This window comes from Leclercia sp. UBA2479 (assembly GCF_002341985.1).
GTDB classification, from domain to species: Bacteria; Pseudomonadota; Gammaproteobacteria; order Enterobacterales; family Enterobacteriaceae; genus Enterobacter; species Enterobacter pneumoniae.
In genome coordinates this window covers 215,983-230,394 of sequence record NZ_DDPB01000008.1, presented here as the reverse complement: position 1 = coordinate 230,394, position 14,412 = coordinate 215,983, and the positions used below count along the sequence as shown (strand labels likewise).

General features: G+C 56.9%; 13 protein-coding genes. 7 read left to right on the top strand and 6 right to left on the bottom strand.

Annotated features, from left to right (window positions below):
* Positions 1–54 precede the first annotated feature (54 nt).
* Entirely contained in the window at positions 55–2,313 is a 2,259-nt protein-coding gene (gene parC / locus B3B59_RS09395; RefSeq protein WP_286808796.1) for a DNA topoisomerase IV subunit A, read from the bottom strand.
* 119 nt (positions 2,314–2,432) lie between these two features.
* Positions 2,433–2,840 carry a YgiW/YdeI family stress tolerance OB fold protein gene (locus B3B59_RS09390; RefSeq protein WP_040074005.1) on the bottom strand — a complete coding sequence of 136 codons (408 nt, stop codon included), beginning with the start codon at positions 2,838–2,840 and terminating at the stop codon, positions 2,433–2,435.
* Between the two features lie 138 nt (positions 2,841–2,978).
* On the opposite strand from B3B59_RS09390, the gene qseB reads away from it, so the two are divergent.
* From qseB to B3B59_RS09360, 6 genes are all read left to right on the top strand, one after another.
* Entirely contained in the window at positions 2,979–3,638 is a 660-nt protein-coding gene (gene qseB / locus B3B59_RS09385) for a quorum sensing response regulator transcription factor QseB (RefSeq protein ID WP_286808794.1), read from the top strand.
* A complete protein-coding gene (qseC, locus tag B3B59_RS09380; RefSeq protein ID WP_286808792.1) occupies positions 3,635–4,984 on the top strand; it encodes a quorum sensing histidine kinase QseC in 1,350 nt (449 codons plus the stop codon). The genes qseB and qseC overlap by 4 nt, the downstream gene beginning before the upstream one ends.
* 105 nt (positions 4,985–5,089) lie before the next feature.
* Positions 5,090–5,671 (top strand): NAD(P)H-dependent oxidoreductase, encoded by a 582-nt coding sequence (locus B3B59_RS09375; RefSeq protein ID WP_286808790.1) that lies wholly within the window; start codon positions 5,090–5,092, stop codon positions 5,669–5,671.
* 29 nt (positions 5,672–5,700) lie between these two features.
* On the top strand, positions 5,701–6,015 hold the full coding sequence (locus B3B59_RS09370) for a putative quinol monooxygenase (protein WP_040074001.1): 315 nt from the start codon (positions 5,701–5,703) through the stop codon (positions 6,013–6,015).
* Positions 6,016–6,115: 100 nt separating this feature from the next.
* Positions 6,116–6,556, top strand: coding sequence for a peptidoglycan-binding protein LysM (gene lysM / locus B3B59_RS09365; RefSeq protein WP_040074000.1), 441 nt, complete (start codon positions 6,116–6,118; stop codon positions 6,554–6,556).
* Between the two features lie 39 nt (positions 6,557–6,595).
* A complete protein-coding gene (locus tag B3B59_RS09360; protein ID WP_207292412.1) occupies positions 6,596–7,123 on the top strand; it encodes a hypothetical protein in 528 nt (175 codons plus the stop codon).
* Between the two features lie 12 nt (positions 7,124–7,135).
* Here the strand turns inward: B3B59_RS09360 and B3B59_RS09355 are convergent, their stop codons facing one another.
* Genes B3B59_RS09355 through B3B59_RS09345 form a run of 3 tightly spaced genes read right to left on the bottom strand, consistent with a single transcriptional unit; the run spans position 7,136 to position 11,453 of the window.
* Positions 7,136–8,323, bottom strand: a complete 1,188-nt coding sequence (locus B3B59_RS09355; RefSeq protein WP_207292413.1) for a glycoside hydrolase family 88 protein — start codon at positions 8,321–8,323, stop codon at positions 7,136–7,138.
* A gap of 27 nt (positions 8,324–8,350) precedes the next feature.
* A complete protein-coding gene (locus tag B3B59_RS09350; protein ID WP_040073997.1) occupies positions 8,351–9,604 on the bottom strand; it encodes an oligosaccharide MFS transporter in 1,254 nt (417 codons plus the stop codon).
* Between the two features lie 31 nt (positions 9,605–9,635).
* Positions 9,636–11,453, bottom strand: coding sequence for a DUF2264 domain-containing protein (locus B3B59_RS09345; protein WP_286808786.1), 1,818 nt, complete (start codon positions 11,451–11,453; stop codon positions 9,636–9,638).
* Positions 11,454–11,619: 166 nt separating this feature from the next.
* Between B3B59_RS09345 and B3B59_RS09340 the strand changes: the two genes are divergently transcribed.
* Positions 11,620–12,459, top strand: a complete 840-nt coding sequence (locus tag B3B59_RS09340) for an AraC family transcriptional regulator (RefSeq protein WP_212476617.1) — start codon at positions 11,620–11,622, stop codon at positions 12,457–12,459.
* Between the two features lie 41 nt (positions 12,460–12,500).
* Here the strand turns inward: B3B59_RS09340 and parE are convergent, their stop codons facing one another.
* Complete coding sequence (gene parE / locus B3B59_RS09335) at positions 12,501–14,393, bottom strand: DNA topoisomerase IV subunit B (protein WP_040073994.1); 1,893 nt, start codon at positions 14,391–14,393, stop codon at positions 12,501–12,503.
* Positions 14,394–14,412: the final 19 nt, after the last annotated feature.

Below are 14,412 nucleotides of genomic sequence, written 5' to 3'. Positions count from 1 at the left end.
CTTTACAGGAAATTTTAGCGAGATCCCCCTCCAGAACGGAGGGGGAATATGGCGTTATTCTTCGCTATCGCCTGCGCGCGACGCCTTAGGCGCGTCAACCTCAATGCGGTCAATACGCTGCAGGCCGCGCATCAGCGAACCGCGACGTCCGCGCTCGCCCACCACCTTCTGCAGCTCTTCCGGACGCAGCTTGATTTTACGCTTGCCGACGTGAATGGTCAGCGTGCTCTGCGGCGGCAAAATCATCAGATGCGCCAGGCCATCTTCGCCTTTGGCAGCTTCAGCGGAAGGGATGTTGATGATCTTGTTGCCCTTGCCTTTCGACAGCTCTGGCAGGTCGCTGACCGGGAACATCAGCATACGGCCGGCCTGGCTGATCGCCAGCAGCATGTCGCTTTCGTTCTCAACGATCAGCGGCGGCATCACATGGGCGTTGTCCGGCAGGCTGATCAGCGCTTTACCGGCACGGTTGCGTGAGATCAGGTCATTAAAGGTACAGATAAAGCCGTAGCCCGCGTCAGAGGCCATCAGCAGTTTCTGCTCTTCGGCCTCCATCAGCATATGCTCAACGGTTGCCCCCGGCGGCAGCGTCAGCTTGCCGGTGAGCGGCTCACCCTGTCCGCGTGCCGATGGCAGCGTAATCGGGTCAATGGCATAGCTGCGACCGGTGGTGTCGATAAAGGCGACCGGCTGGTTGCTCTTCCCTTTCACCGCCGCTTTGTAGCTATCGCCCGCTTTGTAGCTCAGGCCCGGCGCGTCGATATCGTGACCTTTGGCGCTACGCACCCAGCCGCTCTGGGAAAGCACAATGGTTACCGGCTCGGACGGCAGCATGTCGTGCTCGTTCATCGCCTTCGCCTCTTCGCGCTCATGGAGCGGAGAGCGACGATCGTCGCCAAAGGCATCGGCATCGGCCTGCAGCTCTTTCTTCAGCAGGGTGTTCATCTTGCGCTCGGAGGCCAGAATCGCCTGCAGCTGATCGCGCTCTTTTTCCAGTTCGTTCTGCTCACCGCGGATCTTCATCTCTTCCAGTTTGGCGAGATGGCGCAGTTTCAGTTCAAGGATCGCTTCGGCCTGGGTTTCACTGATGCCAAAGCGCGACATCAGCGCTGGCTTCGGCTCATCCTCGGTACGGATGATCTCAATGACTTCATCGATATTGAGGAACGCCACCAGCAAACCTTCGAGGATATGCAGGCGTCGCAGGACTTTTTCCAGACGGTGATTCAGACGGCGACGCACCGTATCGCGGCGGAACGCCAGCCATTCGGTGAGGATCTCCAGCAGGTTTTTCACCGCCGGGCGCCCGTCCAGGCCGATCATGTTCAGGTTAATGCGGTAGCTTTTTTCCAGATCGGTGGTGGCGAAGAGGTGGTTCATCACCTGTTCCATGTCCACGCGGTTAGAGCGCGGCACAATCACCAGACGAGTTGGGTTCTCGTGGTCCGACTCATCGCGCAGGTCGTCAACCATCGGCAGCTTTTTATTGCGCATCTGGGCGGCGATCTGCTCCAGCACTTTCGCGCCAGAGACCTGATGCGGCAGCGCGGTGATCACCACGGCGCCGTCCTCTTTGCTCCATACCGCACGCATACGGACAGAGCCGCGGCCGCTCTGGTAGATTTTGCGGATCTCCGCGCGGGAGGTAATGATCTCGGCTTCGGTCGGGTAGTCTGGCCCCTGCACGATATCCAGCAGCTCGTCCAGCGAGGTTTTAGGCTGTTCAATCAGGGTAATGGCGGCTTTCGCCACTTCGCGCAGGTTGTGCGGCGGAATGTCCGTCGCCATGCCCACGGCGATACCGGTGGTGCCGTTCAGCAGGATATTTGGCAGACGCGCAGGCAGCATTTTGGGCTCCTGCATCGTACCGTCGAAGTTAGGTACCCAGTCAACGGTACCCTGGCCGAGCTCGCCCAGCAGCACTTCCGCATATTTTGACAGGCGCGATTCGGTATAACGCATCGCCGCAAAGGATTTCGGGTCGTCCGGCGCACCCCAGTTCCCCTGGCCATCGACCAGCGGATAGCGGTAAGAGAACGGCTGGGCCATCAGTACCATCGCCTCATAGCAGGCGCTGTCGCCGTGCGGATGGTATTTACCCAGCACGTCACCAACGGTACGGGCGGATTTTTTGAACTTGGCGCTGGCGCTCAGCCCCAGCTCGGACATCGCATAGACGATGCGACGCTGAACCGGCTTCAGGCCATCGCCAATAAAGGGTAACGCCCTGTCCATGATGACGTACATGGAGTAGTTCAGGTAGGCGTTTTCGGTAAATTCATGTAGCGCGAGGCGCTCTGCCATATCGCTCATTAATTGTGATTCCTCAACTCAGAAACCTGTTGGCTTCAGGCAATATTGCCGCAGATACTACCCTATCTGGCGTGTTGAGTCACAAAGAAAAAGGACCGGCTAAGCGGTCCTTTTTAGGGTTATTTGTTCAGTTTGATGACCTGCTTCACGTCAATTTCAAACTCGTTCCACTCTTTATCGACTTTACCCTGAATTTCCACTTTATCCTGCGGGGTCACCGTCACGCCGTTCCAGCGTTTGTGGTCGATCTCGACGTCTACCGTGCCGCTCTCATCGCGGAAGGTATAACGGTCGTCAGAGAGGCGCTGAGTGATATTTCCGCGCAGCTTCACCCAGCTGTCGTCTTTCAGATCTTTCACTTTTGCCGCCGTGGTCAGATTGGCGTCGTTATCGACAAAACCGCCCTTCTGGGTCTCGGTTTGCGTCTGAGCCGGTGCGGCTGTCGGGCCGTTAAAGCCCCCCTGGGCAGCAAAGACCGGGGCCGTGGTCATCATCATGATGGCAGCAATTGCAGCGTATTTTTTCATCTTAACTCTCCCTTTAATGTCGTTTCGCAATCCATTAAACAGGGTAAACCTTAACAACTTCTTAAGGGGAAAATTTATTTATTTTTACTGTACAGCAAGCTGAAGCAGAGGGTTTACTGACGGCATCAAGGAGGGAATATGCGCATTTTACTGGTAGAAGATGACAAGCTTATCGGGGATGGCATCAAAGCGGGCCTCACCAAAATGGGCTTTAGCGTCGACTGGTTCACCGACGGCCACACCGGGCAGGCGGCGTTACTCAGCGCCCCATACGACGCGGTGGTTTTAGACCTGACTCTGCCAGGGATGGATGGGCTGGCGATCCTGCGCGCCTGGCGCGACCAGAGGCGCAGCGAGCCGGTGCTGATCCTCACCGCCCGCGATGCGCTTGAACAGCGCGTGGAGGGGTTACGCCTGGGGGCCGATGACTATCTTTGTAAGCCCTTTGCCCTTATCGAAGTCGCGGCCCGTCTGGAGGCGCTGGTGCGCCGCAGCCATGGTCAGAGCCAGAGCCTGCTTCAGCACGGCAAGGTGGCGCTGGATCCGGCCAGGCTGGTTGCGACGCTGGAGGGCGCTCCGCTGTTGCTGAAGCCGAAAGAGTTTGCCCTGCTGGAGCTTCTGCTGCGCAATGCCGGGCGCGTGTTACCGCGTAAACAGATCGAAGACAAGCTCTACACCTGGGACGACGACGTGTCGAGCAACGCCATTGAAGTGCATATTCACCATTTACGCCGCAAGCTTGGTAGCGAGTTTATCCGCACCGTGCATGGCATCGGTTATACCCTGGGTGACGCATGAAACTGACCCAACGCCTGAGCCTGAAGCTGCGGCTCACCTTTCTCTTTCTGATACTGGCCCTGGCGGCCTGGCTGGCAGCAAGCGTGGTGGCCTGGCAGCAGACCACTGACAAGCTTGATAAGCTGTTCGATACCCAGCAGATGTTATTTGCTAAACGCCTGCTGACGATGGATCTCGATGAGCTAAACGCCTCTGCACGCCTGCGCGACGTGCCGGAAAAAGCCCGGCATGGCCATCTGGATGACGACGCTCTGGCGTTCGCCATCTTTACCCCTGAGGGGAAGCGGGTACTACACGATGGGGAAAACGGGCAGGAGATCCCGTATCGCTGGCGGCGGGATGGCTTTACCAACGGACACCTCGAAGATGACAACGATGCGTGGCGCTTTCTGTGGCTGACCTCCCCGGATGGAAAATACCGTATCGTGGTGGGTCAGGAGTGGGAGTATCGCGAGGAGATGGCGCTGGAGGTGGTAACTTCTCAGCTCACGCCGTGGCTGTTGGCCCTGCCCGTGATGCTGCTATTGCTTATCCTTCTGTTAAGCCGCGAGCTAAAGCCGCTGAAAAAGCTGGCGCAGACACTGCGCACACGTTCACCCGATGCCACCGATAAGCTGCCGACGGAGGGGGTCCCTACGGAAGTACGGCCTCTTCTCGACGCGCTGAATCAACTGTTTGCCCGCACCCAGGCGATGATGAGCCGCGAGCGTCGCTTTACCTCAGATGCCGCCCACGAGCTACGCAGTCCGCTGGCCGCCCTGAAGGTACAAACCGACGTGGCGCAGCTCTCTCTTGATGACCCGCAGGCCCAGGAAAAAGCGCTGGCGCAGCTGCATGCCGGTATCGACCGCGCCTCCCGGCTGGTCGATCAACTTCTCACGCTGTCGCGCCTGGATTCGCTGGATAACCTGGACGGAGTAGAACCCCTCTTACTGGCTGATTTACTCCAGTCGGCGGTGATGGAGAGCTATCATCCGGCGCAGCAGGCGGGCATTGATCTACGTCTGCATATCAATGCACCAGAGGTGAAACGCATGGGGCAACAACTGCTCCTCAGCCTGCTGGTGCGTAATCTGCTGGATAACGCCATACGTTACAGCCCGCGCGGTAGCGTCGTGGACGTGACGCTGGATAGCCGCAGCTTCATCGTGCGTGACAACGGCCCCGGGATCTCACCCGACGCGCTGGCGCGGATCGGTGAACGCTTTTATCGTCCGCCGGGACAGGATGCCACCGGCAGCGGGCTGGGCTTATCGATTGTGAAACGCATCGCCACCCTGCACGGAATGCACGTCTCGCTGAGAAATGCAGCCGACGCTGGCGTTGAAGTCCAGGTTAGCTGGTAAGCGATTATTGCGTATAACGCAAAAGACTATGCACATTTTGCTTATTTTTCCGCTCCGTCCTCGCGCGTAGAATACTCGGCATACTCTCACCACCGAGGACAAATAATGAGCAACGTACTGATTATCAATGGCGCGAAAGAGTTCGCGCACTCAAAAGGCCAACTGAACGACACCCTGACCGAGGTCGCGGATGGTTTTCTGCGCGACGCCGGGCATGATGTTAAAGTCGTCCGCGCAGACGGCGATTATGATGTGAAAACGGAAGTGCAGAACTTTCTCTGGGCCGATGTCGTTATCTGGCAGATGCCGGGCTGGTGGATGGGCGCGCCATGGACTGTGAAAAAGTATATGGATGAAGTCTTCACCGAAGGTCACGGCTCCCTGTATGCCAGCGACGGCCGTACCCGTTCAGATGCGTCTAAAAAATATGGTTCAGGCGGCCTGATTCAGGGCAAAAAGTATATGCTTTCCCTGACCTGGAATGCCCCGCTGGATGCCTTCACCGACCCGGATCAGTTCTTTGAAGGAGTGGGCGTAGACGGTGCCTATCTGCCTTTCCACAAAGCCAACCAGTTCCTCGGAATGGAAAGCCTGCCAACCTTTATCGTTAACGATGTCATTAAAATGCCTGACGTGCCGCGTTATATCGCAGAATATCGCAAGCATCTGGCGGAAATTTTTGCTTAACTGGAAGCCTGTTATCAGGAGAAAACATCATGCTTACCATTATTGCTGAAATCCGCACCCGCCCTGGTCAACACCACCGCCAGGCGGTGTTGGATCAGTTTGCAAAAATTATCCCCACCGTTTTGCAAGAAGAGGGCTGCCACGGCTATGCGCCGATGGTGGATGCTGCTACCAGCGCCAGCTTCCAGGCCACCGCGCCAGACTCCATTATCATGGTAGAACAGTGGGAAACCGTGGCCCATCTTGAAGCCCACCTGCAGACGCCGCACATGAAAGCCTGGAGCGATGCCGTTAAAGGTGATGTGCTGGAAACGCACATTCGCATTCTCGAGCCTGCGGCTTGATGTCATCCTAATCAGTCTTCTCCCTCATCGGTGAAGACTGATTAACTTTCCCTTTGCCTGCTATGCTTATTCTGTCTTCATATCTAACAGGAGGGGTAGTATGGGCATTTTTAACTTCGTTAAAGAAGCAGGTGAAAAACTCTGGGACAATTTGACGGACCATAAAAACCAGGGCGAAAAAGTCACCGAACATCTCAAAAAACTCAACATACCTGGCGCCGAGAAGGTACAGGTCAACGTCACCGACGGTAAAGCCAGCGTGACCGGCGATGGCCTCACCCAGGAGCAGAAAGAGAAGATTCAGGTTGCCGTAGGTAACATTGCGGGCGTTAGCGAAGTGGAAAACAACATCACCGCTTCCGATACCAAAGATGAAGCCACCTACTACACGGTAAAATCGGGCGATACCCTGAGCGCCATCTCCAAAACCGTGTACGGCGATGCCAATCAGTACAACAAAATCTTCGAGGCTAACCGCCCGATGCTCTCCAGCCCCGACAAAATCTACCCGGGTCAGACGCTGCGTATTCCTAAAGCATAACGTCTGAGGCTATCGGTTCACGTCGCACAGAGGAACAGGATGAAAATTGCGTGTCTGGGTTGGGGTTCGTTAATCTGGAAAAGCGGCGCGTTACCTGTCGCCGGAGAGTGGCAAACCGACGGGCCTTCCCTGCCCGTCGAGTTTTGCCGGGTGAGCGATGGCGGCGAACTGGCGACCGCCATCTGCATGAATGCGCCTGCTGTACCGGTGCTCTGGGCATGGCTGGATACAGACCAGTTGAGTCTCGCCTGCCAGGCTTTGCGCGCACGTGAAGGGATACCGGAGGAGCGCTGCGATGGCATTGGTTCGCTGCTGATAGCGGGTCGCCATGTGGGCGAGCTATCGACCTGGGCCGCACAGCGAGACATCGAGGCGGTTATCTGGACCGGACTACCGCCCCGCAGCGCGTCGCTGGAAGGCCGGGTGCCAACCGCGGACGAGGCTATCGCTTATCTGGATAGCCTCAGCGGCGAGACCCGCAGCCATGCAAAGGATTATATGCGCCGCGTGCCGTCTCAGATCGACACGCCCTATCGGCGCGTCATTAAAGAGGTACTGGGGTGGTAACACCCCAGCCTGTTACCAGTACAGTTTCCAGCTCTGCGTAAAGCGCACCAGCGCCTCTACATAGAAGTAATCCCCCCAGCTCGCACACTCATCCACCCCTTTATTGCTTGCCAGGTGATAGACAGAGTGCTTTAGCAGGCCCGTCCCCTTCTCCTCTTTGCCCATCAGGTAGTGCTTCGTCAGTGACGACATGATCCCTTTTGCCCAGGCCAGATAACGCTCCCGGTCCGGATCGGTGGCTGGCAGATGTTTCACCAGCTCCAGCAGGCCGCATACCGCGATAGCCGCCGAGGAGGAGTCACGCAGCGCGTCGGTTCCGACCAGCGCCAGATCCCAGTGGCAGACGTAGTCTTCCGGAAGCCGATTAAGGAAATAGTTTGCCAGCCGTTTTGACAGGTCAATCATCGCCGCGTCGCCGGTATAGATATAGCTCAGCAGGAAGCCGTAAATTCCCCACGCCTGGCCGCGCGACCAGCACGAATCGTCGGCGTAGCCCTGCTGAGTATTGCCATAACGCGCCGCGCCGGTGTTAACGTCCATATAGTAGGTATGGAAGGTCGAGGCATCTTCACGGATCAACCAGGTCGCCGCCTGCATGACGTGGGCTTTCGCGGCATCGGCAAAGCGCGGATCGCCGGTCTGTTCCGTCGCCCAGTAGAGGAGCGGCAGGTTCATATTGCAGTCGATGATCATCCGTCCGGCCTGATCCGGATCGGTCAGATCGCCCCACGCCTGTATGATCTTCGCCTTGTCATGGAAACGCTCCAGCAGCGCCTCTGCCGCCAGCAGCGAGAAGCCACGCGCTTCGCGGTTTCCCGTCAGCCGCCAGGCCGCGACGCAGGAGAGCGTATAGAGAAAACCGAGATCGTGGGTATTGGTATCATTGCGCCCGGCGATACGCAGACCAAACGAACGGACATGTTTCTCGGCCATGGCGCGGTATTTCTCTTCACCGCTCATCTCCCACGCCAGCCAAAGCTGCCCGGTCCAGAAGCTGGTGGTCCACTCGACGTTGTCGGTCAGCGGGTAATAGCCCTCCTGGCAGGTTTCTGCCGGAAACTGCTCGCCAAAGGTTTCTAAATGACGGCCAATCAGTTCCAGAACATGGCTGCGGGCTGAGCGTAATTCATCGCTGAATGCCCTCTCGTCTACAGGCTCGGCAATCCCGGTCAGGCGCTCAAGGGCAATCTGATTTAACATATTTGGTTCCTTCTTTGACGGCGTAAATTAGCGAGTTGAATGCTGTTCTGCGACGTTAAGCGGCTGCGCACTGCGCCATTTGCTTTGGCAGGCGGATAACGTAAAGGCAGAAATCAGCGTAAAGGTCAGCGCAGTGGCACCCATGATGATGTAGGTCTGCTCGAAGCCAATGCGGTCGTACATATAGCCAGCCGGCGAAGAGACCACCACATTCCCGACGTACAACATCGCCTGATACCCCAACAAATACATGGTGGCATTGACGCGTTTATCGAAATGCTCGGCGATATATTTAAAGACCGACACCAGCAGCAGACAGATTTCCAGGCCATAGAGCGGCTTGAGAACAGAAATTAATAGATGTGAGTCGCAGATGCCGGAAATAATCAGGCGTGCCCCGACCACCAGCCCGACAATTAGTAATCCCCGTTTTGCGCCAATAAAGTTCACAAACAGCGGGATCACCATATACATGACAAATTCCATCCCTGACTGTACGGTGCCCAGATAACCAAATACCGCGTTGCCCTGGTGAATATCATCGAAGAAGGTGACGAAATAACGCGAGAACTGCTGCTCGGCGATAAACATCATCCAGGCTACGCCCGCCACGTAAAGACAGAAGGCCCAGAACTTGCGGTTGCGCAGCAGCGCATAGACATCCGCCGGGGCAATTTTCTCTTTGGTCAGCACGTCGCCGGCATGAACGGAGTTAGTGTTCACTTTCAGTTTAAGCAGGACAATCAGCATGATCACAGAGGCCACGCTGCCCATAATAAAGTTATATGCCGGAGAGAGGTTAAACAGCAGGCCCGAGAATGACGAGGCTACCGCCCAGCCGAGCGATCCCCACATGCGGATCTGGCCAAATTCCATGCCGTTCAGGCGGCTAAAGCGGTCGGAATAGGATTCACACGCCGCCACGCCCGCATACCAGGCAAAGCTTAAATAGAGTGCCCCGATAATAATCCCCAACAGGGTGTTGGACATTAACAGCGGCTGATAAACGTAAATAAAAAACGGGGCCATCAGCGCAGACATCGCCACCACAAAATAGAGCAGATATTTGCTCATGCCGATCTTATCGAGAATATAGCCATAGATAGGTTTCAAAATGACGGAGAAGATGCCGTTCACCGCAAATACCGTGCCGATGACCGAACCGCTCAAATTCGCCTTTTGTCCGAGCCAGATAGCCAGCAAGCCAATACTTGCGGACCAGGTAAAGAAATAGAGAAAAATAAAACTACTGATTTTGTAATATTCAATTCTGTTATTCATACCATCCTCGCCGACATTCAGGTGCAGGGCTTTATAAAATGAACGACAGCTGACGTTCGCTTCCGGGCTGGCTGATTACGGCCTGCCGGTTATTGATTTCCAGCCGCGGGGGTTCCCCGTGGTTGACAGGCGCTCCGCTGGCAAACACGGCGCAGCAGAGCCAGCTCTCACCATGAGCAATCTCGCCGGTAAGAAGCGGGATAGCGGCACATTCCGGGAACATGACGCTGCTATTTGGCGGAGTGACAATACTTTCCGCACGGCGATGGATGACCGGTGAGAGATCGACGATCCGGCTCATGCCGTTATCTGCCACCAGGCTCACCCCGCGCTCGTCGGCCTGCGGCTCGGTTTTACGTACCGCAAAGCCCCCTTCCGCCGTTTGCAATGTCCGTGCGCTGTTAATGCGATGCAGACGAAGGTGCCATTCGCCAAACGGGATCAGCCAGGTATCGACATGCACGTCATGCCACGGCGACCAGCGTGAAAAGATGAAGTTCTCATCAACGCGGACCTCCTCGCAGTCGCGGCGGCCGCGGTAGTAGTTATCGCCGTCGGCCAGCAGCAGCATGGAGTCGCTGGCCGCATGCTTAAGACCATAGCGCCCACGCTCGATGGTGAAGCCAAAGCGGCTGGAGTAGGCAAATTTGGTGTATTTCGCCTCGGTATTAACGTAATTATTCAGCTCCAGCTGCCCGGCGGTGAGCAGGGTGACATGCTGCGACTGTGGCGCATGAATGAGGATCTGCTGGGCCTTTGGGATTACGTGCTTTTCAGCCAGCGCCGGCAGCGATTGCTCTTCCGCCTGCCAGAACGGGTGCGCTTCAGGCAATGCCAGAATCAGCATCGTTTTCAGCGCCCAGTAAGGCGAGCCGGGGGAATTGTAGTCTTCGCACATCGCCAGGTTGGGGTAAGCAAACCCGAGCGTCAGGATCCCGTCGCGATCGGTAATCGGCTGCTGTTGCCACCAGCGCAGATGGCGCAGGATGATCCCCTTTACGATGCCGGGGGTGAACACCTCCAGCCCGGAGAATGCCACTGCGCTCCAGAAGGCGACCATCGCGAAGCGGTAGGTCAGGCTGCGGCCGAACGGAATCGACGCGCCATCGGCGGCAGACATAAAGATAAAATCGTCCGCGAAGAGGCGGGAACGCTCGCGCAGTACGGCGGCCCGCTCCTCATCACCGCTGAGTGTGGCGTAGATAAGGCCGTAAAAGTGGAACGCCATCGAGATGTAATAATCTTTCGGACGGCCAGCACCGTCGGAGTACCAGCCGTCGCCGAGGTAGTAGGCATCCATCATCGCAAAACGGCGATCGATGGCGGACTGATCGTACGGTAGCCCGGCGCGTTTAAAACCGAGCTGAACCATAATGGCGAAATAGTTCCAGTTGCTGTCGGGCATCTCCGCGTCAGTGATCTGGTTTAACCAGGCGTGCAGGTTCATGACCTCGCGCTCGCTAAACAGGTCGGTGAGCTTCTCCTGCAATAACGTAAGCCCCAGACCGTAGGCCGCCATCTCTACCAGCCGCTGATCGTAAGGGGCGGTTTCTCCCCAGTAGTACGGGTGCGTCGGATCGGTGCCAATGCGGATAGCGTTGATATATTTGTCGCTAAAGGGGGTGGTGTCCCCTCCTGCCATCAATGGAAACAGCCCCCACAGCACGCGGGAAAGCCCCTCCATTTCGGCAATGTCTGTTGCGTAGTGCGCGCGGGTTTCCCCCAGCGAAAAGCGCGAACGCCCGGCCGGAAACTGTTTATCCAGCGCGCTCAGCATCCCATTCAGGGCCGTGACCAGATCCTGACGGGAAGACAACGGATTTGATTTTTCTTGCTCTACCGCCCACATACGCTTGCCCTCGTAATCAACTGCGGCAAAGCATAGTGAATCCGTCGGGCGCAGAAATGTTAGCCCGGTCACAGGAGTGAGAGATGAATGAACTCCCCGTTGAGAAAATTTAAAAAGGTGGTTTATAACGACGTAGAGAGGGGTAAAAATTGAGTTTTATTGCACTATGCGCGAAACGCCACAATCTGAATTTCTTGAGCTTATTACCTTAAACGATACCCTGGTATCGTTCAGTCGACTCTTTGCCAACACCGTGCGTTACCACCACTGGCACCAGTGTCTGGAGATCCTCTACGTTGAAGAGGGGTTTGGCGTGGCGATTGTTGATAACCGACACTACACCATGCGCCCCGGGCGGCTCTTTTTCTTTCCCCCCTTTACGCTGCACAAGGTGATGGTGGATGAGCAGGCCGAGGCCAGCTATCGCCGCACCATTATTCATCTCGATCACCACGCGGTACTAAAGGCACTGCGGGATTTCCCTCAGACCCGGCAGCGCCTGCAGCAGCTCTCACGCCGTGGCGGACCGGCGTGGGTCGTGGATATGGCCCACTGCCATAGCCATCTCGATCATCTGTTTAGCTGTTACCAGCCCCCGCTTAATGCAGAACGTATCGCCAGCCTGCTGATTAGCCTCTTCGCTATGCTGCCTCAGGAGATAGACGGCGAGCGCGGCAGCAGCCACGGGATTGCCAGCCAGGTGATGTTCTGGCTGGATGAGCACTATCGTGAGAAATTCAGGCTGGATACGCTGGCGCAGGCGCTGGGAAAGTCTCGCAGCTATGTGTCACGAAAATTTCACGCCGAAACGGGGGAGAAAATTCACGACTATCTGAACACCCTGCGGCTGCGTAAGGCGTGCGAATATCTGCTGCACAGCGAAGAGAGCGTGCGCGATATCGCCGCGCAGGTGGGGTTTTCAGACGTGACCTGGTTTATCAGCGCCTTTCGCAAGGGGATTGGGGAGACGCCGCTGCAGTATCGTAAAAACCACGCCAGCGACTAATCTTCAGGCACAAAAAAGCCCTGCATCGCAGGGCTTGTTTATCAGGCTTCGATATCGGCCATGTCGCCTTTCTCCTGCAGCCAGTTACGTCGGTCTTCCGAACGTTTCTTGGCCAGCAGCATATCCATCACGGCGTTGGTTTGCTGTTCGTCTTCATCGCTGATGGTCAGCTGTACCAGACGACGCGTGTTGGGATCCAGGGTCGTTTCACGCAGCTGCATTGGGTTCATCTCGCCCAGCCCTTTAAAGCGCTGCACGTTGGGTTTGCCCTTCTTACGCTTCAGTTGCTCCAGCACGCCCGCTTTCTCTTCTTCCGTCAGCGCGTAGTAAACCTCTTTGCCGAGGTCGATACGGTAGAGTGGTGGCAGCGCCACGTGAACGTGGCCGTTTTTCACCAGCGTACGGAAGTGCTTCACGAACAGCGCGCAGAGCAGCGTGGCGATGTGCAGACCGTCGGAGTCCGCATCCGCAAGAATACAGATCTTGCCGTAGCGCAGCTGGCTCAGATCCTCGCTGTCCGGATCGATCCCGATCGCGACAGAGATATCGTGCACTTCCTGCGAGGCCAGCACTTCGTCTGAAGAGACCTCCCAGGTGTTGAGGATCTTACCCTTCAGGGGCATGATCGCCTGATATTCACGATCGCGCGCCTGCTTGGCCGATCCGCCCGCCGAGTCCCCTTCTACCAGGAACAGCTCGGTGCGGTTGAGATCCTGCGCGGTGCAGTCCGCCAGCTTGCCCGGCAGCGCGGGGCCGCTGGTGAGCTTTTTACGCACCACTTTCTTCGCCGCACGCAGACGACGCTGGGCGCTGGAGATGGCCATTTCGGCCAACATTTCTGCCGCCTGCACGTTCTGGTTCAGCCACAGGGTAAAGGCATCTTTGACCACCCCAGAGACAAAGGCCGCGCACTGGCGTGAAGAGAGACGCTCTTTGGTCTGTCCGGCAAACTGCGGATCCTGCATCTTCACGGAGAGCACGTAGGCACAGCGATCCCAGATATCTTCCGCCGACAGCTTCACGCCACGCGGCAGAATATTGCGGTATTCGCAGAATTCGCGCATCGCATCCAGCAGGCCCTGACGCAGGCCGTTGACGTGGGTGCCGCCAAGCATGGTCGGGATCAGGTTGACGTAGCTTTCGGTCAGCAGCTCGCCGCCTTCCGGCAGCCACAGCAATGCCCAATCCACCGCCTCGGTGTCGCCGGCGAAATTACCGACGAAAGGTTTTTCCGGCAGGGTGGGCAGGCCGTTTACCGCTTCGCAGAGATAGTCGTTCAGACCATCGGCATAGCACCAGCTCTGCTCGGTGTTATTAACGTGATCTTTAAAAGTGATCTCTACGCCCGGGCAGAGCACCGCTTTCGCTTTCAGCAGGTGCGTCAGACGGGAAACGGAAAAACGTGGGCTGTCGAAGAAGCTCTCGTCAGGCCAGAAGTGGACGCTGGTGCCGGTGTTGCGTTTGCCGCACGTGCCGACAACCTGCAGATCCTGCACCTTTTCACCGTTCTCAAACGCGATGTTATAGATCTGGCCGTCGCGACGGACGTTCACTTCCACACGCTTTGACAGGGCGTTAACGACGGAGATCCCCACGCCGTGCAGACCGCCCGAGAACTGATAGTTCTTGTTAGAGAACTTACCGCCCGCATGCAGACGACAGAGAATCAGCTCAACGGCAGGTACGCCCTCTTCCGGGTGAATATCCACCGGCATACCGCGCCCGTCGTCGATGACCTCCAGCGACTGATCGGCGTGCAGGATCACGTCGACGCGTTTGGCATGGCCTGCCAGCGCTTCGTCCACACTGTTATCAATAACTTCCTGGCCCAGATGGTTTGGGCGCGTCGTATCGGTGTACATCCCCGGGCGGCGGCGAACCGGCTCTAGCCCGGTGAGTACCTCAATGGCATCAGCGTTATAGGTTTGCGTCATGATTTAAACTAGCAATTCG

Coding starts and splice junctions, on each gene's coding strand:
- parC (WP_286808796.1), bottom strand. CDS start 2,313: ATGAGCGATATGGCAGAGCGCCTCGCGCTACATGAATTTACCGAAAAC.
- B3B59_RS09390 (WP_040074005.1), bottom strand. CDS start 2,840: ATGAAAAAATACGCTGCAATTGCTGCCATCATGATGATGACCACGGCC.
- qseB (WP_286808794.1), top strand. CDS start 2,979: ATGCGCATTTTACTGGTAGAAGATGACAAGCTTATCGGGGATGGCATC.
- qseC (WP_286808792.1), top strand. CDS start 3,635: ATGAAACTGACCCAACGCCTGAGCCTGAAGCTGCGGCTCACCTTTCTC.
- B3B59_RS09375 (WP_286808790.1), top strand. CDS start 5,090: ATGAGCAACGTACTGATTATCAATGGCGCGAAAGAGTTCGCGCACTCA.
- B3B59_RS09370 (WP_040074001.1), top strand. CDS start 5,701: ATGCTTACCATTATTGCTGAAATCCGCACCCGCCCTGGTCAACACCAC.
- lysM (WP_040074000.1), top strand. CDS start 6,116: ATGGGCATTTTTAACTTCGTTAAAGAAGCAGGTGAAAAACTCTGGGAC.
- B3B59_RS09360 (WP_207292412.1), top strand. CDS start 6,596: ATGAAAATTGCGTGTCTGGGTTGGGGTTCGTTAATCTGGAAAAGCGGC.
- B3B59_RS09355 (WP_207292413.1), bottom strand. CDS start 8,323: ATGTTAAATCAGATTGCCCTTGAGCGCCTGACCGGGATTGCCGAGCCT.
- B3B59_RS09350 (WP_040073997.1), bottom strand. CDS start 9,604: ATGAATAACAGAATTGAATATTACAAAATCAGTAGTTTTATTTTTCTC.
- B3B59_RS09345 (WP_286808786.1), bottom strand. CDS start 11,453: ATGTGGGCGGTAGAGCAAGAAAAATCAAATCCGTTGTCTTCCCGTCAG.
- B3B59_RS09340 (WP_212476617.1), top strand. CDS start 11,620: ATGCGCGAAACGCCACAATCTGAATTTCTTGAGCTTATTACCTTAAAC.
- parE (WP_040073994.1), bottom strand. CDS start 14,393: ATGACGCAAACCTATAACGCTGATGCCATTGAGGTACTCACCGGGCTA.